This is a genomic window from Microcoleus vaginatus FACHB-2002, assembly GCF_040004035.1.
Taxonomy (GTDB): domain Bacteria; phylum Cyanobacteriota; class Cyanobacteriia; order Cyanobacteriales; family Microcoleaceae; genus Microcoleus; species Microcoleus vaginatus_C.
This window is the reverse complement of record NZ_JAMPLN010000001.1, coordinates 139,859-159,301: the sequence shown is the minus strand read 5'-3', so window position 1 is coordinate 159,301 and position 19,443 is coordinate 139,859. Positions and strand designations below refer to the sequence as shown.

At 47.2% G+C, this 19,443-nt stretch carries 15 protein-coding genes and 1 CRISPR repeat array; of the genes, 4 read left to right on the top strand and 11 right to left on the bottom strand.

Going from position 1 to position 19,443, the window contains the following annotated elements; translation table 11 throughout:
- Positions 1 to 164 precede the first annotated feature (164 nt).
- Together NDI35_RS00610 and NDI35_RS00605 are read left to right on the top strand one after the other, a co-directional pair.
- The gene (locus NDI35_RS00610; RefSeq protein WP_445311037.1) at positions 165 to 1,754 is read left to right on the top strand and encodes a serine hydrolase; all 1,590 of its coding nucleotides are present in this window, start codon (positions 165 to 167) and stop codon (positions 1,752 to 1,754) included.
- 65 nt (positions 1,755 to 1,819) lie between these two features.
- On the top strand, positions 1,820 to 2,221 hold the full coding sequence (locus NDI35_RS00605) for a hypothetical protein (RefSeq protein ID WP_445311036.1): 402 nt from the start codon (positions 1,820 to 1,822) through the stop codon (positions 2,219 to 2,221).
- Positions 2,222 to 2,472: 251 nt separating this feature from the next.
- Here the strand turns inward: NDI35_RS00605 and NDI35_RS00600 are convergent, their stop codons facing one another.
- From NDI35_RS00600 to NDI35_RS00580, 5 genes are all read right to left on the bottom strand, one after another.
- A complete protein-coding gene (locus NDI35_RS00600; RefSeq protein WP_445311035.1) occupies positions 2,473 to 2,652 on the bottom strand; it encodes a DUF2442 domain-containing protein in 180 nt (59 codons plus the stop codon).
- A gap of 76 nt (positions 2,653 to 2,728) precedes the next feature.
- Positions 2,729 to 3,060: direct repeats of the CRISPR family, unit length 34 nt; unit sequence GTTTCAATCCCTGATAGGGATTTAGGTTGATTCC.
- A 414-nt stretch (positions 3,061 to 3,474) separates the two neighbouring features.
- On the bottom strand, positions 3,475 to 4,515 hold the full coding sequence (gene obgE / locus NDI35_RS00595; protein WP_445311034.1) for a GTPase ObgE: 1,041 nt from the start codon (positions 4,513 to 4,515) through the stop codon (positions 3,475 to 3,477).
- 527 nt (positions 4,516 to 5,042) lie between these two features.
- Positions 5,043 to 5,939, bottom strand: coding sequence for a Mo-dependent nitrogenase C-terminal domain-containing protein (locus NDI35_RS00590; protein WP_445311033.1), 897 nt, complete (start codon positions 5,937 to 5,939; stop codon positions 5,043 to 5,045).
- A 417-nt stretch (positions 5,940 to 6,356) separates the two neighbouring features.
- Entirely contained in the window at positions 6,357 to 7,430 is a 1,074-nt protein-coding gene (locus NDI35_RS00585; protein WP_445311032.1) for a class I SAM-dependent methyltransferase, read from the bottom strand.
- Positions 7,431 to 7,925: 495 nt separating this feature from the next.
- Positions 7,926 to 8,237, bottom strand: a complete 312-nt coding sequence (locus NDI35_RS00580; RefSeq protein ID WP_333056906.1) for a 30S ribosomal protein PSRP-3 — start codon at positions 8,235 to 8,237, stop codon at positions 7,926 to 7,928.
- A gap of 177 nt (positions 8,238 to 8,414) precedes the next feature.
- Here NDI35_RS00580 and NDI35_RS00575 point away from each other — a divergent pair, with 177 nt between their 5' ends.
- Entirely contained in the window at positions 8,415 to 9,203 is a 789-nt protein-coding gene (locus NDI35_RS00575; RefSeq protein ID WP_445311031.1) for a TIGR01548 family HAD-type hydrolase, read from the top strand.
- A gap of 213 nt (positions 9,204 to 9,416) precedes the next feature.
- Here the strand turns inward: NDI35_RS00575 and NDI35_RS00570 are convergent, their stop codons facing one another.
- Positions 9,417 to 10,235 (bottom strand): tetratricopeptide repeat protein, encoded by an 819-nt coding sequence (locus NDI35_RS00570; protein WP_445311030.1) that lies wholly within the window; start codon positions 10,233 to 10,235, stop codon positions 9,417 to 9,419.
- Positions 10,236 to 10,316: 81 nt separating this feature from the next.
- Between NDI35_RS00570 and NDI35_RS00565 the strand changes: the two genes are divergently transcribed.
- Positions 10,317 to 11,063, top strand: coding sequence for a cobalt-precorrin-6A reductase (locus tag NDI35_RS00565; RefSeq protein ID WP_445311029.1), 747 nt, complete (start codon positions 10,317 to 10,319; stop codon positions 11,061 to 11,063).
- Positions 11,064 to 11,396: 333 nt separating this feature from the next.
- Here NDI35_RS00565 and NDI35_RS00560 read toward each other — a convergent pair whose 3' ends face one another.
- From NDI35_RS00560 to NDI35_RS00540, 5 genes are all read right to left on the bottom strand, one after another.
- Positions 11,397 to 12,017 carry a pilus assembly FimT family protein gene (locus NDI35_RS00560; protein WP_445311028.1) on the bottom strand — a complete coding sequence of 207 codons (621 nt, stop codon included), beginning with the start codon at positions 12,015 to 12,017 and terminating at the stop codon, positions 11,397 to 11,399.
- A gap of 58 nt (positions 12,018 to 12,075) precedes the next feature.
- The gene (hpsC, locus tag NDI35_RS00555; protein WP_445311027.1) at positions 12,076 to 13,101 is read right to left on the bottom strand and encodes a hormogonium polysaccharide secretion pseudopilin HpsC; all 1,026 of its coding nucleotides are present in this window, start codon (positions 13,099 to 13,101) and stop codon (positions 12,076 to 12,078) included.
- 64 nt (positions 13,102 to 13,165) lie between these two features.
- Complete coding sequence (gene hpsB, locus NDI35_RS00550) at positions 13,166 to 13,798, bottom strand: hormogonium polysaccharide secretion pseudopilin HpsB (protein ID WP_445311026.1); 633 nt, start codon at positions 13,796 to 13,798, stop codon at positions 13,166 to 13,168.
- A gap of 40 nt (positions 13,799 to 13,838) precedes the next feature.
- A complete protein-coding gene (gene hpsA / locus NDI35_RS00545) occupies positions 13,839 to 18,887 on the bottom strand; it encodes a hormogonium polysaccharide biosynthesis protein HpsA (protein ID WP_445311025.1) in 5,049 nt (1,682 codons plus the stop codon).
- Positions 18,880 to 19,122, bottom strand: a complete 243-nt coding sequence (locus NDI35_RS00540; RefSeq protein ID WP_445311024.1) for a hypothetical protein — start codon at positions 19,120 to 19,122, stop codon at positions 18,880 to 18,882. Before NDI35_RS00540 ends, hpsA begins: the two co-directional genes overlap by 8 nt.
- Positions 19,123 to 19,443: the final 321 nt, after the last annotated feature.

The following is a 19,443-nucleotide window of genomic DNA, read 5'->3' as shown; positions in this document are numbered from 1 at the left end:
CTTGCTTGCTGATACCATGCAGCGTCTGGGGCCAATCTAAAATCTAAAATCTAAAATCTAAAATTGATTGGCTGGCAGGCTGAAAAATCTTAAACTTGAACTTTACAGTAGTGATGAAGGAGTAAGACGTGGCAGAGCGGTTTCCCAAAGGATCGATATTATCGGTGATATCCTCGTCGATATCCTCTCCCAACTCCGGCTCAAAGCAGCCTAAGTCCGGCAAAGCAAGTCAGTCTGGCAAATCGGGCCGCCGCCGCCCTCCGCAACCGCAAAACGGCAATTCAGAAATTCGATCGCCCGAACCTGCGATTGTGCCACTGCAACAGGGCCGCGGCAGCAGAAATGGAGCCAATTCTCCCACATCTTCGGAAGAATTTACTACACAAGACTTTTTATCCGATCCTCGCTCGGCAATTAACCCCAGAAAACCCAGAACCAGCAAAACTCCTCAGTCGAAGACTCGCCAACCACGCAAAAAAGGCCTCGCTGCTGTCGATATGTTCGAGTTTCCGAACCCAAATCTGGAGCGGGAAAATGTAAGTTCGATCGCCAGCAATCCCAACAGCCAGCTCCCCACAGCCACTCCCCCTACCACCCGTGGAAGTCGCCCCACTTCGCCCCCAACGCGCATTCAAGACACGGTAATCCCCCCAAATGCCAAAAAACAACCCGTGCCTAAACCGCGCCCACAAGCGAGTCAGAGACCGGGTAAACGCTCTGCACCTCGGAGTGTGCCGCCGTTGGTCTATGCTACTCGCTTGCTGATTTTGGGAGTTGGGATAGCGGTGATTTGCGGTACGCTGCTGTCGGTGGTAAATGCTGTGAGTCGAGCATCCACTGTAGCGGCAGAAGAACAAACCACCGCAGGGCAGAACAACCCAGCCGATAGCGCATCTGCTGCACCCGCAACCCCAGAAGTGCTGCAACTGAATCAAGAATTAGGAGCTTTGAAAACCCAAGTTCAGGTTTTAGCAACAGAAAATCCTAGTTTGACAGCCGGAATATTTCTAGTCGATTTAGATACTGGAAGCTACCTAAATTTTAATGGCGATACTGCTTTTGCTTCAGCTAGCACGATTAAAGTGCCAATTTTAGTAGCTTTTTTCCAAGCAGTAGATGAGGGCAAAGTGCAGTTAGACCAGATGCTGACGCTGAAGTCCGAACACATTGTCGGCGGTTCTGGAGATATGCAAGACCAGGCTCCGGGCAAGAAGTATTCGGCTTTGGAAGTTGCCCAAAAGATGATTGTTGTCAGCGACAATACGGCGACAAATATGATGATTGAGTTGTTGGGAGGTGCTGAGGTTTTGAATCAGCATTTTGCCAATTGGGGTTTGAGGGCGACAGTTCTCCGCAATAATTTGCCGGATTTGGAGGGAACTAATACTACAAGTCCGCAGGATTTGATTAATATCATAGCCCAGATCGATCGGGGTAATTTGGTATCGGTGAAATCGCGCGATCGTATTTTGCAAATCATGCGCCAAACTAGAAATGATTCTTTGCTGCCGAAAGGTTTAGGCGAAGGTTCAGTTATTGCTCACAAAACTGGCAACATTGATACAATGCTTGCGGATGCGGGAATGGTGGATTTGCCGAACGGTAAGCGTTATTTGGTGGCGGTGATGGTGAAGCATTCACCGGAAACAGAGAAGCCTGCTCAAACATTGATTCGGGAGATTTCTCGGATTAGTTACCGCTATTTGTACGGTGGGGAAACGCCAGCGGATTCACAAGTGAAAATTAAAAATTGAAAATTCAACCGGGTTTTTTCCGGCTAGTGTTGTAGACTTTATCAAACTATAAATCAGTTTGTATTATGAAACTAAACATCCGACTTGCTTGTCTGGTAGCGCTCTCAACTTTAGCCGTTGGAGTCTCCCCCACCTTGAGTAATGCTAATCCTGCTCCTGAATATGAGACCGACGGCGTGAGAGTGATTAACAATAATATCGAACTCAATCGGGCAAAAAACTTAGCTCGTCAAGCAGCAGAAATTGCTAATGGGGGTTTAGGCAACTATCGAGCTGAAGCTTCTATGCACGGTACTTCTAAGGAATCGCCTTTTGTAGACAATGGCGATGGAACTTGGACTTTTACTTTTAAGGGTAACAAGCCTGGTTCGTCTGTCTATACTGTAGAAACGGTTGTTACGGTTTCTCAAGATGGGAGGGTGAGAGTCGATTACAACGGGCGAATCCGCGAGTCAAGCGGAATTTAACAATACTTCGGACTTACTCATCGGTAATCAGAAATCGGGTTTTTCAATGATGGGGTGTGGGGAGTGGGGAGTGGGGGAATGTGGAATTATTGGCCTTGACTTTATCATTCCCATGCAACCGGAAACGATATGAACTTGTGAAATAGCGATCGCCCGATTAGAGAAATCCTTAATTAAGCTTTCGTCGCGGGTGATCCGCGCAACATTCTTTCGGTACTGAGTTCCCGATCGATTTCTTCTCAATGAATGCCCTAACCACCGCCGCATACTTGCCACTTCTGGCGCCGTGCGGGTGTCGCATTCAGCGATCGGGGATAGGAAACTAGAGGTAGGGTAATGGTGGGCCCATCCATCCGATCGAGGCTAATTCTGTCTTTGGTCAAATGGAGTTGCTTAAGTCTGTCCTGGGTTTTAATTGCCAAACTACCCATACCAAGCCTCAAGAAAATTTGCTGATTATTTTGTGCTATCGAGTGTAATTTCCCAAGTTTTTTGGCACTGAATGCAATTTCAATCCCTGATCGGGATTTAGGTTGATTCCGGCTAGGAGGCAACTATAATTTTGGGGTATGGAATCCCCCGTTTCAATCCCTGATAGGGATTTAGGTTGATTCCGGCCCAACAACATAGACCCCTTTGCCCTGGAACTGCACGTTTCAATCCCTGATAGGGATTTAGGTTGATTCCGGCTAGAGATGTACCACCACTTCATAACTGGTATATACCAGAGAGTGTTTCAATCCCTGATAGGGATTTAGGTTGATTCCCGCGAAAGAGATATTCTAACTGAAGCTCCTACTGGTCAGTTTCAATCCCTGATAGGGATTTAGGTTGATTCCGGCCGCCCGTGCCAGAAGCATTACAGTATTTAGTTTTCAAGGTACTGTTCCCTCCAGTATCCAAAAAATATCATTTCAGCCACCGCCCTGTCAAAAAACAAAATTTTCAACAACCATCAAAGCTATACACAGCAATAATTTCAGCGTTTCCGTGAACAGATTTATTCAGCATAGAGGCTCAAACCCTTCCCGCACAAGCCCTACAGCCGAAAGATTTGACCGAAAGCATCCAGGATACAAGCCCCCGGATTCATCCGTCCAGAAATAAAAAACCTGTATCCGATAAACCAGCCCCCGAATTTATCCGTGGGGTCAATGCTTCAATCTAAAATCTAAAATCTAAAATCTAAAATCGATTGACCCCCTCAAAAAAACACCTACCCATTCACGGAAATTCCACGAACCGGAAAGGGATTAAACACTCGCCACTGCTAACTGTTCCGCCGCCTCTTTTTCGTTCATCTCGTCGAGTTTTTGCCAAACTTGCTGCATCAATTCATCCAATCCAACTCGACTCACAGCGGAAATCAACAAAACAGGAGCGCCGCTAATTTCTTTAAGTCGGCTGATTAAATTAGCGATTTCTTCGCTTTCAAGGTCGATCGCATCTACCTTATTAAAAGCCAAAATCTGCGGTTTATCGGCTAAACCACGCCTGTAAGCCTTCAATTCTTCCTGAATTGTGACGTAATTGGCGATCGGATCTTCATCGGTAATATCGATCAAGTGCAGCAGCAACCGAGTCCGTTCAATGTGCCGCAAAAACTCGTAACCCAAACCAGCACCTTCGTGAGCTCCCTCAATTAATCCCGGAATGTCTGCAAACACCGTACCGTCGCCAGTCGGTTTTCTGACTACGCCCAAATTCGGGACTAAAGTTGTAAACGGATAATCTGCTATCTTGGGGCGGGCGGCAGACAAAGCTGAAATTAATGTGGATTTGCCAGCATTCGGCATCCCCAGAATTCCCACTTCAGCTAATAGCTTCAATTCCAAACGCAAAAATTTGTGTTCTCCTTCTTTTCCCGGCATCGCATAATCTGGAGCGCGGTTAGAATTGGTCAGAAAACACTTATTCCCCAAACCGCCTTTGCCGCCTTGGGCAACGCAAAAAGTCTGTCCTGGCGTTACTAAATCTGCTAAGATTGCCTGAGTTTCCGCGTCGTAAACTACTGTACCGCAGGGAACTTCAATTATGCGATCGTCCCCACCGGCACCAGTCATATTTTTCGGCGCGCCTCGCTTCCCGTCATCGGCTTTAAAAATCCGGTTGTACTGAAAATCTAGCAGCGTTTGCAGGCTTTCCACCGCCACCATATACACGGAACCGCCTTTGCCGCCCGTCCCGCCAGAGGGGCCGCCCGCCGGAACATACTTTTCTCTGCGAAAAGCTACCATACCGTCGCCGCCTTTGCCGGCTGCGACTTGAATATCTGCTCGATCGATAAATTGCATAATTTAGTCAGTAGTCAATAGTCAGTGTCAATAGTCATTACTTATTATGATACCAGATCCAAGCACAATATTCGTCTTTGCCTTTAGTCGGGGTCGGTGAACGACAGCCAAGTTTAGTCGCGATTTACAGTTGCCGGAAAAATATAATTCTACCAATTCTGAAAAGTAGTGCAGAGTGAAAAATTGTACGCGAGCATTTGTAGGTAAATGGCACTGCCGTGTCCGGCTCCGAAATCTTTTAATAATCTGTATAATAATTTGAGAATTGTATCAAGACTTTTGGTGAATTAGTATGATCAAAGCAGATGTGATATTAACAGGAATCACGCACACAAAATGAATTAACCGGGTTTTTCTACTGGCTTTTTCTACTGGCGCGGATGGTGTAACGATGTTTTGTCCTAGAAAAACCCGTTTTTTGCATTTTGGACTAATTAGTAGTCATTGGTTAATAGTTACAGTCGTTAATCCAAGATTTCACAAGAATGACCAATGACTCATGACTACTGACTAATGACTACTAACTACTAACAATATGATGATACATCTTCCTTACATTCATCTGCCAAATAGCAGAGAGCTCGAAAGCGCATCCCGACTAACTGTTCGTAAAGCGGGTTAATCTGGCACATCGCCGGAATATGGACGATTTTGCGACCAAATAACACGACATCTCGCTCAAACGGACACTGGGGCGGAATAATTTTACAGACAAAGTGTGCCAATTTTGGGTCGTGAATTTCCCAGCCGTCCAGCCAGTCTTTGACGGGTTGCAGGACATCTTTGTGGTGAGGTTTAGGTAGCCGAGATGAAAGGGGTGTTCCGGTGGCGGGGGCGATATTCGCATCGAAAACTATTTGGCTGCTGGGCCCCTGCGGATCATCGCACTTGCTGTCTTCGATGGTGTGTCGCAGAGCTTCGAGCGCCTCTACATTGTGCCCCAAAGCTGTGCAAAACTTATAGATTACCTCGTCTTCGCTGAGCGAGTAAGTACCGTCTGCCAAAGCTACCATGACTGCTGTCCTCAAAAAATCCTCGCCTTTGGCGGTTTCTTTCCCTAACACAGCGACTAATTCCTCTGGGGCAATAGGTTCAAAACCCTCCTCAAAAGATACCGGGTGTAGTTCATCCTGAGTTAGATTTGCAATCATTTTTTGCTCGTCTTCGTCAAAGTTGCCGTCTGCCCAAGCAATTGTCAGCAATCCCCGCAGCCAAGCAGTAATCTCTTCATTGGTGCAGGAAGATTTAGCGTTACTCATTAGCATTTCCACTTGGATGTACCAGTCAATTTGTTCGTTTACAGCGGACTCAATATTCCCCTCCCAATAATTTTTACTGGTTTTGTGGTCGATGGATGATCTATTTGTGGAAGGTTTGTGGCCCAAGATTGCTCCAAACGCTTGTAGTGGATGTGTTAAAAGCATATTTGTTTCTCAGCAGCATCGCTGACTAGCGAGCTAATCTATTGGCTAATCCTATTCCCTACAAAGTCATCTATCGGGAGGAATAGGTTTGTTGAATTCATCTTAACTCTAGTTGCACCCATCGAGATGACGATCGAATTTTATGCAACCTCGATTGCCATTAGCAACCCGATTTTTCGCAAGAAACAAAAGGTTGGCAAGCGTTAAATCTAATCAGGCACTGGGTTTGTCTCCCAGGGGCGATCGAACTTCGCTCTCTTTACATTTTAATATATATTTTTGTAAATTTTTCTGTCCAGGCTGGACAATATTAACAGCGAGCCGGATTTAAGCTGTTGAAATAAAAATATTTGAGGAAAATGTTACTGCCGGTTAACAGTTTTGATTGCTGTGTCCGCCTAAAAATGACAAAAGTTTTTAACTTCGGCGGCACAAAATCCAGCGCAATTCCATTGGCGGGCGGGCGTTCGCCATCGGGAAGACATCTCGACCGGTGGCCCAACTGGGAAACCAGGGCGTCGGTGGCCAGGCTCCTTCCGGCAGGTGGTGGCGTTCGTACTCAAACACCAATTCATCGGATATTTGGACTAATGGCAACCCTTCCATTGCGGTGGCGAGTTCTTGAGGCGTAAATAAAGTAGACCAGGAGAGTTGGGCAACTTGTCGCACGAGGGCATCCGGCTGGTAGTCGCCGACGGTTAAAAAGGTGCTGAACAGCAACAGGCCTCCGGGACACAGGGAATCGCACATTTTGGCGAGGAAAAGCCGTACTTGATCGCTGTCTCGAAAATGTGAGATGACTTCGGCGGCAACTGCCAACTGGTAGCGGGCTGGTTTCATCCGCATTAAGGGATCGAGCACATCGCCTTCAGTCACTGTCACGGGAAGGTTTTCGGCTGTTACTGCAGCTTTCAATTGTTCTGCAAAAGCTGGAGTTAGTTCGATCGCATCTACAGAATAGCCCAATCTCGCCAGCGGCAAGGTATTGCGGCCGGTACCAGCGCCCACGTCCAAAATCCGCACTCGATCGGGTGTACCCAATTTAGCAGCCGTTGCCATCAATTTTGCATCGGGATGAGAACCGAAAAGCGGAGGTTCTCTGGTGTCTACCCAGCTTTTGTACTGTTCTCCAACTGTTGAGGTAGTAACAATGACTTTGCAGGCTAAACCGGTTTGTGGCGGCTGTACTGATTCGTATTGCAGGATCAGCATCGATGCTGTGGAGGTGCGGTAGCCTTGTTCTAACTTGGTGGCTAAAAGCTTGCTGAGTTCGTCTCTGCGGTCTTCGGGCAGGGGTCTGTCGAGAGTGCTAAATAGATTTTCTATTGCCTTGAGATAGTGGCTTAGCATTCCCGGTACGCAGGGGAAAATTAATTCTCCGCGAGCGTTTACGCGGGTATTAATTTTGTAGAGGATAGCTTGCTGGAGAATGTCGGGATTTACTACCAGCGGTAGCTGTTCGGTCTGGTTGATTGTACTTTCGGCGCCCATAGATTCCGCGAAGAAGGAAGGAGGAAGAAGGAAGGAGGAAGAAGGAAGAAGGAAGAAGGAAGAAGGAAGAAATAAGAAAGAAGTTCAACAAGGAAGCCGTGTACAAGAGTTAACTAATTTAACCGATGGATTTTGAGGCTTGAGGTTGGAGGTTCGGGGGAATTACGTTGAGAGCTGACTGTACAATTTAAAAGTATAAAAAAGCCGATTTTAGATTTATTTGGTTTAGTTGCTTAGTCTTTTTAGATTGTATTAAATCAGATTTGAGAGCTTTATTTTGAATAAATCTCAAATCTCAAATCTCAAATCGACCAAGCCCAAAACCCTAGTAGATCCCAAAATCGGAGTTAGTATCAATATAAGCTGTAGCGCATTTAAATTGTAGGTTTCACGGCGAGGTGGAAAAAGCGTCAAATCTTCTCGCCTTCTCCCCTCTCTCCTTCCCCTCGTCAGCCATAACAGGCAATGTATATGGGTAGCAACTTAAAGCTGGGCTTAGTTGCTGCCGGTAAAAGTCACTAGGGGGAACTTTGACTGAGCTTCTGTCATCGGGCGCCGTCTGCCTTCCTCTTGCCAGTAGTTGATGACTTCTGTGGCTTGGTTGAGGATTTCGACACGATCGTTATCAGCAATCCAGTGTTTGGCTTCGAGTTCGTTTTTGAGGTCTTCCCAGGCATCTTTGCGAGGCCAGAAAAAGTAGGATGTCAGCGGGCTAGTTCCTTTGCCGACAACTTGGTCAACGGCGAGGGCAACATTCTCTTCTAGCCAGAGAACTTTTAAGATGAACTTGGACAAGCAAACCTCCAGGGTTCCGATCGAACTTGTTAAAAATTTCTACAATCGCTAAGCGTAGCACACTCTGTTCGATAATTGGTCATCGGCCAGGAAAAGTTTTGTGGCACGGCTGGTTTTAGCGCCACTGAGGGGCTGGGAACAGATAAAATTTGGGTTCTCACCGGCCCTAGGTACAAGGATTGTTAAATTGTGAACAGAGTTATTTTAGTCTTCGACATTGATGGTGTGGTGCGGGATGTGTCCGGTTCTTATCGGCGGGCGATCGCGGATGCGGTGGAACATTTCACGGCGGGTGCTTTTCGCCCGAATTCTCTCGATATTGACTCTCTGAAGTCTGAGGGAGTGTGGAATAATGACTGGCAGGCGTCTTTTGAGTTAGTTTGTCGTTATTTTGAGGGGATTGGGCGATCGAGAAACGAACTCGCTCTCAACTATGACGAATTAGTGGCTTTTTTCCAAAGTCGCTATCGCGGGCCCGATGAGAAAAATTGGACTGGCTACATTTGTGACGAACCGCTGCTGTTAAGTCCGGCTTACCTGGAAAATTTAACGGTTGGGGGCATTGTTTGGGGCTTTTTTAGCGGGGCGATGCGGGATGAAGCTGCTTATGTTTTGTCAGGGAAACTGAGTTTAAATTCTCCGGTGTTGGTGGCGATGGAAGATGCACCGGGAAAACCCGATCCGGCTGGACTTTTCGCGGCAATTGAACAGTTGGAAAATCTGCACGGTTTAGAAAAAAATTTGCCCGTGATTTACGCGGGAGATACTGTTGCCGATATTTACACGGTTGTGAAGGCGCGGGAAGTGCAACCAAATCGGGTTTGGCTGGGGGCTGGAATTTTGCCGCCTCATGTTTTGGATGATTCTGTGCGCTGCGAGGCTTATGCTGCTGCGCTGAAAACTGCTGGTGCAGCAGCGGTTTTCAGGAATGTCGAAGAGTTGACGGCTGCGCGGATTCGAGAATTAGTCAGTTGTTAGTTGTCAGTTGTCAGTTGTTAGTTGTCGAAATAACAAATAACCAATGATATCGTTTCCGGTCGTATCGGAATCATAAAATCGAGTCAACAGTCAACAGTCAACAATCAACAGTCAACAGTCAACAGTCAACAGTCAACAATCAACAGTCAACAATCAACAGTCAACAGTCAACAGTCAACAGTCAACAGTCAACAGTCAACTTTCCCTTTGAGATTATTGCAAGTGCAAGAATTTCTCTAATGCACTGACTGCAAGTGGTGGCCAGCGGCGGTTATTGGCAACCCAATCGATGTCTTTGTAGCGGGAGTCGAGGCCGACTGCTGCTACCCAATTGCTTTCAGCTTCGCCGCGCTTTCCTGCTTCCCAAAGACAGGCGCTGAGGGCGGCTCTCATGTCGGCAAATTGGGGGTATCTGCGGACGATGTTTTTCATGTTGCGAATTGCTTCTTTGGTTTGCCCGTTTTGATAAAGTGCGAGGGCGTGGTTGGCGCGGGCAAAGGCGTATTCGGGGGCTAATTCAAAGGCTTTGCTGTAGTCGGCAATTGCTTGTTCCCATTTTCCTAAACCTGCTTCGGCGTTGCCTCGGTTGTTGTAGGCGGCTGGATCTTGGGAGTCTAATTCTAGTACATGATTGTAGTCGGCGATCGCCTCTTCCCAGCGTCCTAAACCTTCTAAGGCGGTGCCGCGGTTTAGGTAAGGATCGGGGGCGTCGGGTGCTAGTTCGATCGCTCTTTGGTAGTCTAAAATAGCGGCTTGTAGTTTGTTTTGGCTGACTCTAGAATTGCCTCGGTTGCTCCAAGCGGCGGCTTGTGAGGGAAATTTGTCAATAATTTGAGTCCAAAAAGTTTCTGCGGCGGGAAATTTGCCTTCATTTGTAGCTTCAAAAGCTTTTTGAACGAGTTCTCCCAATTCCTGTTGAGGATCGGTGATATCTGTTGGTTGTACTTGTGCGGCAACGGGGGCGATATTTCCTAACCACACTAACCCGGTTACAATTAATACTGTAAAAAATGTCAAAAATGAGCGAATCATTGTTGTTGGCGGTTTAAACTTTATTAAACATATTATTAACCGAAATTGCGGGCGTTGCTTGGATAAGTTAGGAGTAATTTGGTGAAAAAACGGTTGCTAATTTTGGGGGGGACGGGGGATGCTGCTGAATTGGCGGTAAGAGCGTCTCAAATTGCTGAAATTGAGGTGGTATCTTCGCTGGCAGGACGCACTCAACAGCCTTTTACCCCAAAAACTGGTACGGTGCGAGTTGGGGGGTTTGGTGGGGCGGCTGGGCTGGCGGCGTTTTTGCTCGATCGCCCGATCGACTTCTTAATCGATGCTACTCATCCGTTTGCGGCTCAGATTTCTGCTAATGCTGCTGTTGCTGCTGCTGATTGTAATGTGCCCTATTTGATGCTGGTGCGTCCTGCTTGGGAGAGGGTGGAGGGCGATCGCTGGATTGAAGTTGCCAGCCACTCGGAGGCTGCAAAGGCTTTATTAGGGCTGTCTCAGCGGGTGTTTCTCACGATTGGTAGGCAGGAATTGGCTGCTTTTGCTGGTTTGGATGCTATTTGGTTTTTGATGCGGGCGATCGATCCTCCGGCACTCAATTCTCCTATTCCTAATGGTAAATTGTTGTTAGCAAGGGGGCCTTTTTCTTTGGCAGATGAGCGTCAATTATTATTAGAATATCAGATTGATACGATTGTTAGTAAAAACAGCGGGGGCGCTGCTACTTATGCGAAAATTGTGGCGGCTAGGGAACTGGGAATTCCGGTGGTGATGGTGCAGCGGCCGCCGATTGGGGATGTTGAAAAGGTTGCTGATGTTGCAGGGGCGATCGGTTGGTTAGTTAAGCAGTTATGATATCAAATCCGTTAGCATCGGAATAGTAAATTCGAGTTCACTGTTGACTGTTGACTGTTCACTGTCAACCGTCAACCGTCAACATCATAAGGAGTGTTACCGGAAATGATATTAGTAGGGTTTTAAACATCGGCCAGGTTATGTCTTTTAGTAATAGTTGATTTCCGGGCTGGATGATTATTTGTTTTTGTTTTAGCTGCATATTTTGACTGTTTTAATAGGATTTGAAATATTAAATAATTCAAGTTAAGAGATTTTAGCAATTCTGCACTTATGCGGAATTGCTGTTAGAGATTCAGATTAAATTTATTGAAAGCTATCATGGACACCCTGTTAGTTGCATTGTGTGCCTTCAGCAGTTCTCATTCCTCCTATGATAGTTTCCACGATCGCACAGTGCTTAGCACCACCATTAACAGGAGAAACAGTGACTTGAAAAGGCAGGGTTGGTGGACTGTTTGGATCGAAAGCACCATCAAACTTAAAAGTGAGCGATTTTTGAGTAGCAGTAAGAGTAGGAGCAGGAGGAGCAGCCGGAGGAGTTGTATCTCCACCAATAACAGCAAGTTGAAGCTGTCCAGCTTTAACTTCACCTCCTGCATTTAACTCTTGTGTACCACCACCCGTACTTAGTGGCGGGTAAAAAGTTACTTTTAGCGGGTCATTTGTATCAAATATAATAGTGGTATCGCGCTTAGTACGTTTTGCTTCGCTTTGTGCAAGTCGTAATGATTGGAAAACGCGATCGTTCACAGTGCGAACTCTTTGTCTGGTGATGAATGCCTGCCAACTCGGAGCGGCGATCGAGCTTAATATACCTATGACCAATGCTATCACCAGCACTTCTAGAAGTGTGAATCCTCCATCAGTTTTTCGGGATGCAGTTTTGTGGAAATTAGGGTTGGCTTTTGTTGCAGAAATCTGCAAAACTTTTAATAATATGGGCGTTTTCATTTTACTCTCCTCCTTTATCTGCTAGTGCCGCGAGTCGAAAATCTGTTTCAGATATCTGTTATTTTCCTACTGCACCTAGACCTTTTACTTGAACGGTTGCTGTTGGGAAAAAAGCCGATTTGTTGGGGTTGTAAGCAGTATCGTTGGGTTGAAGGCGACGCAGGCTGTTTCCTCTGATAGTAACTCTGGCTAAGTTTTTAGATGTATCTACACAAGCGTAGAAGCTGTGGGTTGAGCCGTCTGTTATTCGTAAATCTGAGGCGTTGATAGGAGTTGATCCTGCTGCTGTTGGATCTACTACGCCCAGAGCAATTTTACAATCGGGCGGTTGTGGAACATTACCGGTACTGTGGTCGATATAATTAACCAATACTTGAGGATCGGGAAAATTGCTTCCCATCGTCAAATCTGTCACTTCTAATGTGGGCTTACTAAAGTCAAATTTTTCATTAAAAACTGAATCTTTTCTTTGCTCCTTTGTAGTTTCACTATCATCCTGTTTATAGTATGCCTGAGTTAAAGGGTTTTTTACTCCATCCGTAATTTCATAGCGGGCAATACGGGTAGGACAATCGTTTGGGTTTCCTGAAGGCTGACACCAAGTATTATCCGGGTCTTTAAAGTGATAGTAAGCAACTAATGATCTTAGGTAAGTGTCGTTGCAGGTATTAGCGCTGCAATCTTTTGGTTTTAGAGTAGAAGCATCAACTGGAATCGAGTTTTTAATTAGCTGTCGCTTCCAGAATACGAGAATCGGAACTTTATTAGTATCTCCATTATTTGGAAGTTGAGATCTAATTGCATTAATACCCTTGCCATCGTAAATATAAATAGCTTGACTCAAATCTTGGGCAATGAAATCAACGGCAGCCTGAAGGTCTTGCTCGGTATTTGACTTGACTTGTTCTCTCCTGTCGGTATTTAGCATATCGACTACAAAACCGAGCATGGGCGTGATGATTAAAAACGCCATAATTGCTCCGACTAATAGCTCGACGAGAGTCATGCCCTTTTCTGTTTGATCTGGCCCGGAGCGGTTTCGCTGGTGCTGAGTTTTGAGAAGCAACCTGAGTAAAGTTTTCATTTTGACTGTTTCCTTTGTCAAATGGGGAGAGCGAGTTTAAAGTTAATAACGGGGACTTGGATTATTACTTACAGCCATTGATGTTCTTGAGTCGATCGCACAACGATCGATATGCAGACGCTGCTCCTTGTGTAGTAGGGGGAATTTCTGTTTGCATTACCACCAAAGGCGCTTTAGGATTGCCAAGACCGGAATTAGCGACTGATTGCTGTATAGTTGTCATCGTGCCAGGAGAAGAAAAAGCATCGGCCCGGTAAACCCGCACAGTCAGCTCGTAGCCTGTTGTTGTCGGATCGGTCGGATTAGCTGTATTTCGCCAAGCACCTTGAACAAAAAACTCTTTGCTGCCAGCACAACCTGGCGTTTCATCCAAGTTAACGCAGTACAAACTACTGGAGTTTGTAGGAGCAGGAGCCGAATCAAGAGAACCAGAGTTATGTTCGATAGGAAAACCTTTTGGGCTTGTTGTATCATCTCTGATTGCCCCCACTCTCAGCGCGTCGATGTAAGTTCTCGCCGCCATCGTAGCAAGTTCAATCCGCCGCGCTTGTACGCGAGTCGCTACTGAGTAAGCCATCACAGGGGCGATCGCAATCATCAGCACCGAAACTACAATCATCGCTACCAATGACTCGATAATCGTGTAGCCACCATCTCGTGACTGGGATAAATTTTGGTGTTGTTTTTGCTTAGTCATAAATAGGACTCCAGTAATTGCGCGACGGAAAGTTAGAGGGTTAAGTGGAGCATTTAGCTCTCTCGGCAGTTGAAAGGGTTTCGGTGGCGTTCTTTTTGTCCTTTTCTAAGGTAGAACACATCAAAGTTTTTACCCAATCGTCATTGCGAGGTACTTCCCGGAAATACTCGTCCGGGGTTCGTCGTGAGGGAGGAGTTGTGAACTTTTGGGTAAACAAATCAGGCGGCTGAGATAGCAAGCCCACGTCATAACCCCAGTTCCGGGTGGGCGGGCTGAAGTATGGAATCTGATTACCTGAGATGTTGTATACAGTTATTAGTGAATTAGTACCACTAGGAGCCGTAGGCTCTGTAGTAGGAGTAGATGATCGGGCGAACACAGTTTTTAGCCCATCAGCCGATGCTGGCGGATAGCCCGTCGGCATAGTTGGCAGATAAGGTGCGGTATTAAAGGCGCTACGGTTTAGCTGGATGAAAGACCCTTGGATGTTATTAGAAATTGGAGTTGAAGTTCCTTGGCGCCAGAGTTCCAAGAATCGGGGCAAGTTTTGCAAACCGCCGTTAAAGTCACCCGAGGTAGGGTTTAGCGTCCTTGAGGGAGTGTCGCCTGCTGCAACAATCATATTGAATGTAGTCTCTCCAGCCAAGGATATCCACCCTGTTGTGTCTGCTGCTGCATTACCTCGTGGAGTACCTGGGGTAGCTGCTGTTGCACTCATGAGCTGCGGAACTGGCATCAATAGCGGCTGCGAGCCCTGTAATGGACTAAGTTTGCTTTCTGTGGCAATGGCCGGTAGAGGTACTTTGCTGCCGTCTGTAGTGCCTGGATCGGTAGCGCTGGTGTTGACCTGAAACGGAAGATCGGTAGCATTGTAAGCCACATTAGTCCCACTCTTGGCTGCAAACCAAAGAGCGTTAGTTCCTATACGGCCGACGGCACCTGCTTGGATGGTGTTTCCGGCAGTAATCGCCAAAGGCTTTGGAGCACCAAGGTTTGTCAGAGCGAAAGGTGTAGTAGTGTTTCTCTCAAAAGCTACGCGACGGGGAAAGCGCTGCAATTCTGGCGCTGGCGGAATTGCAGTTGTTCCCGCTGGATAAGCAGCGGCTGTGTATGAATCACCATCTTTTGCCTTACCTACTGCTGGTGTGGATGGGTCCGCCAATGCTGGATTAACGTACCAGTCTTCATCCGTACACGCAGAAACTGGAAGTTTTGTACAAACTTCCATTACATACTCTGGGAAAGGCCCCCGGCGCTGGACGGGGGTGACAAAGTTGTTGAAGTAGGAACTCCAGAGCGGCTTGGGATTTGAAGTCAGATAGTTAGCGTCTGTCACCGTTATCGGATCTGCTGCTGCCTTTAAATTTCCGTTAGCTAAAAACGCCCCGCTGGAAAGTCCGTTAGTAACAAAGTTGTTGTTGAAAAATCCTTGCTGTCTGCGAGGTAATACAGCAGCAGCGCCGGCATTATTTCTCAGGTCAAAATCTCCCTCGTTGCGGAAGCCAAAACGGTAATTGTTTGAAAGCAGGGTAACAGCATCTGCCAGTATGTTTGTGGGACGCCAATCATCGCCGGTTGTACATTTACCATTTAGTCTGGGGTCGTTTGGGCGACAGGCAAAGTTCTTATTGAGGTCGTTTTTGTTGCGAGTGTAAAACTTGTCCCAAGCAGCAATAGTTTTAAACTCTTCTTGGGAGGGAGCTTTAAACTCGTGTTGGGTGTGTAAATTAAATTCGCCTTTGATGTAAACGGGCAAATTAGATGCCAAAGTCAGCCCTTTTTCCATAACTACATTGGCAATAGTGGGAGGAAGACTGGGAATTCTGGCTAGCTGGCGACCATTTACCAGCACAATTCCGTTAGGTTTGCGAGTCGGGTCTAGTAAGGAGTCAGTAGGGCTAACTCTGGCACTAATACTTGCATCTGAGTCTCTCTTACTACGATCGGGCAGGGCATCATCTCGGCTGGCGTATATAATCCCGCTGTATGGCAGTAAAGGCTCTCCTCCAATTGAGTTTCTCCGCAATAGATCGAGGTTTATCTGAGTGGCGCGAATTTCTAAGGGTTGACGTTCTTCTAAGGGCTGGTTGTAATAGCCTGTTAGATTTGCTGGTTTTGCTGTTCCAATAGTTGTTAGGGGACTGCTCAGCGTAAAGGCTTCGTTGACGTTGGGGGTATTAGGGTCGTCACGATCGATCGCCTTGACTTCTCTGGCATTCAAAAATGCTACTTCTTGGATAGCTCCGGGAGGAATATCAGCACTCACTACCTTGGGGGTGAGGGCTATAATTTCTAGGGCGCACATGGTAGAGTCGATCGCTGCTCTGTCAGCCAGAGTGCGATCGCCCGGTTCTTTCAGTAGCGCGTTTCTCAAAGGCTCGTTGGCAAACCTACCGTCAGGAAAAACGTAATTGGCTTGCCTTTCTAAAGCAGTTGGCGAACCCCCGCCTAACAAACCCCGTGTAGCCGGAGCTGTACTTGCAGTTGATTTTGCCTCTTGTGTCTTATCGACCGGTGGGCCGTATACTACTCCATTGTTGGAGCCAATTTGAGTTCCCGGAACCCCTAATGCGGGTGGGTTTAGGGTTGCGTTCTGGCCGCTTACATCAGGAAGTGTAGATAAGTTTCTGGCTGTGGAAGCGTTGCTGGGGTCGTAGTAGCTGCTGACGCAGGCAAAGGGCTTAACGGGGGGATTATTGAGGTTTATTGGTGTTACATTTGGATTGTAGCCACCGTCTTTTTTGTAGTGATACACTGCTGTCGCCCGCATCCGTAAATCGCCCTTAGCATACTTGGGAGTTCTGGGGTCAATGGCAGAGCCTGTTCCTGCTACGAGCGTTGTTGGCAGGGTAACCCATTTGGCAGGATCGTAAGCGCCACCAGCACTATTGTCATAAACTTTAGAACCTGGCCCCAGGGGTGACATCGGCATTGAGTCCGGCCAAACAACAGGGTATTTCTCAATATTAGCAGTACCTGTAGTTGTTGGGTCGTCGTAAGCATCAGTTGCGCCATTTCCCAATAACGTACCATCTAAGGGATTTATCCAAGTAGGGGGTGGCAGAAAAGAATTGGTGCGTTCGTAAACTCCTGCACTGGTGATCACCCGAAGACCCCCAACGCCATCCAGAGGATTTTTAGGTATTTCCGCTGCTGCTCCTTCCCAGAAGCCGCTGCGATCTGTGGCTCCTACGTCTGCCAGCTTTGTCACCTGGGGCGATCTGGTACGGGGAATGCCACTGGTGTCGGTAGAATTCCACTTGCCTGGGATTGGGTCTGGCTCACTGGTGAATTTGGTACCATCCCATCTCTTTGCTGGTAAATTGTTACCCGCAATCACGCGATCGCCCAGCAATAGTTCTTCAGGTAGCGGTGAGCCATCTTCTGTTGGTGTTGTTGTTTCTAGCTGACCTTCTTTTAGTGCGATCGGGCTTGTAGCGTCCGAGTTGCTCCATTTGAAACCGTCTAAAGGTTCTAAAGGTCGCAGAGTGTCCAGGCTTCCATCAATAGGCAGCTTTTTTGGTGCGGGGCCGTAAATGTCCGATGCGTCTGCCTGGGTAAGTCCTACTGTTACAGGTCCTACTTCTTTAAAGGGAACCTTGCGGAGCATCTGTTTAAAATATTCTTCCAGCGCTTGTTCCCGGGTTTGGGTGGCTGGTCTATTTTGCACCGAAAATGGGTCGGTAGTATCGACTTTGGCCATCTGTGCTGCCACTAGGGAAGAGAGGCGAGCAGTATAGGCACCATTGTTGTAAAGTACCTCCAAACTGCTATTGGTAGTGGTGGATTCAGCATCTGCATTGCTAATAGTTTTTGCCGCAGCCAGCATGGCTGTGTTTCTATCACCTGTAAGTGATGAGGCATTTTTGAAAAGATGCACGCCCACTGGATTAATTTGTCCGCCAGTGGTATTGCCCGACCAGCCATTAACTACATTGCCTCCCACCACAATTTTGCTATTTTCTTGTTCATAAAAACAAGAATCAGGGCTACTAACTTGATAGAATCGTGTCCTATTTCCCCCATTTAAGTTAGTCACCAACAAATTACTATTTGTGAATATCCGCCCGTTTAGATTCAACTCAGGCCCTGGCGATATATCCAAGTCGTCTTCATAAACTACCGCGTTATTAGCGAGGGGAATGCGGCTTTGGTCTTGCTGGTATTCGAGAGCCGATGTGCTGGCAGTTCCTGTTAACGGTTGATAGTTAGCGCCCAAACTGCTAGCTTCCGAGGCGGTAATCGGTACATTAACTGTGTCAACAAAAAAACTTTTTTTAAGTTGGCCGTCTATCCTGTACCAGCCCGAGTCGCCTACCAAACTAGCGACAGTACCTCCACCCTGCACGCAGTCAGGATTGAGACTTTTGGCTGAGGTCGGTGGGGTTCGGGCATCCAACGACTTTCTCGCCCTTGTGAAGTTGCCTAAAGTTGGGCCTGGAACATTACTGCGCTTCGGACTGCGGAAGAATATGCCGTAAATAGTAAAAGTGTCAAATTTCCCATCATTATTAGTATCTACGGGATATCTCCACGCAGTGTTGATCGCTTCGTTTTCTACATCTGTTATGGGGTCTACCATCGGGGCTTTAGGATCGGCAGCAGGATCGGCGGTATTGTCTGGATCACCGAGGTCTGCTCTAAGTACCAGCCGTTCCTCGTCCCCAAAGCTATAAAGATCCGTAGCTGCGCCTGTAGCATTCGCCATCCTTGCGTACAATTCTGGATCGGATGGAGTACCCGTCGGTCTTTGCGGGTCTTCCCACAGCATAAACTGAATTTTCGCTTTTGCCCGATCGAGCGCGGGAGTCGCGGCCGCCAGCACCTGCTGGTTCACGCGCACGTTACGCGCCGTATTAGCCCGATCGAACGATCGCAGCGTAATCGCCACAGTCAACAATATCACTACCAGCAACACCATCGTCACCGTCGGCAGCACAAACCCCGCCATCGGTAGTCTTGCCCTGCGGCCCATAGCCATCAGCGCTTGCAGCATTGCTCTCATCAGCCGCTTGGCCCCGGATCTGGTAACACCAGCAATCCGCCGCAGCAGGGATACGATAACTTTGGATAATTTGCTCTTAAACATTGACGCCTTCCTGAATAATTTCAGAGATGGTATTGCAGGTAGTTACTGCTCGACAGTACAATCCCATCTTTATTGTTCCCATTTTTTGCAACTTGCATATCAGCCTCTTGCACAAATTTAAATCTGTACCTTGGCTGAAAAATAAAACCCACAAACCCCCAACCAAAATCACCGCCGCTTCTATATTTTTCAGCGAAAGATTTGCCCAGCAAGGAGGAGAGTTCCCTAACTCCACTCTAATCTAGTTAAATAGAAATGTCAGTACCAAGAGCGAGAGTGAATTTGATCACCCCAAAACAGTGATCGCGATCTTATCCGACGTATAGCCCAGCCCTTGCGGGCTTTGTTTGTGTACTCGCCTTGCTAGCGGTTTCCACTCTTGCACCCTTGTCAATAAGCCTTTGAGGGGCGGGTTCTGGGGCCCAAACCCTACTCCCCACAAGAAAATCGAACTATCAGTGGAACAGGCATCTTGCCTGTTCTCCAAAATAGTGCAAGATATCAGTGCGATCGAATTTTCATTTTCCCCTCCGGCGCACTGTCAGTACAAGTGCAA

Bases quoted from the DNA above. Each gene is read 5' to 3' on its own strand.
- NDI35_RS00560 (WP_445311028.1), bottom strand. From the start codon at position 12,017: ATGAAAACGCCCATATTATTAAAAGTTTTGCAGATTTCTGCAACAAAA.
- NDI35_RS00600 (WP_445311035.1), bottom strand. From the start codon at position 2,652: ATGGGTAGTTTGGCAATTAAAACCCAGGACAGACTTAAGCAACTCCAT.
- hpsA (WP_445311025.1), bottom strand. From the start codon at position 18,887: ATGTTTAAGAGCAAATTATCCAAAGTTATCGTATCCCTGCTGCGGCGG.
- obgE (WP_445311034.1), bottom strand. From the start codon at position 4,515: ATGCAATTTATCGATCGAGCAGATATTCAAGTCGCAGCCGGCAAAGGC.
- hpsB (WP_445311026.1), bottom strand. From the start codon at position 13,798: ATGACTAAGCAAAAACAACACCAAAATTTATCCCAGTCACGAGATGGT.
- NDI35_RS00570 (WP_445311030.1), bottom strand. From the start codon at position 10,235: ATGATTCGCTCATTTTTGACATTTTTTACAGTATTAATTGTAACCGGG.
- NDI35_RS00590 (WP_445311033.1), bottom strand. From the start codon at position 5,939: ATGCTTTTAACACATCCACTACAAGCGTTTGGAGCAATCTTGGGCCAC.
- hpsC (WP_445311027.1), bottom strand. From the start codon at position 13,101: ATGAAAACTTTACTCAGGTTGCTTCTCAAAACTCAGCACCAGCGAAAC.
- NDI35_RS00585 (WP_445311032.1), bottom strand. From the start codon at position 7,430: ATGGGCGCCGAAAGTACAATCAACCAGACCGAACAGCTACCGCTGGTA.
- NDI35_RS00605 (WP_445311036.1), top strand. From the start codon at position 1,820: ATGAAACTAAACATCCGACTTGCTTGTCTGGTAGCGCTCTCAACTTTA.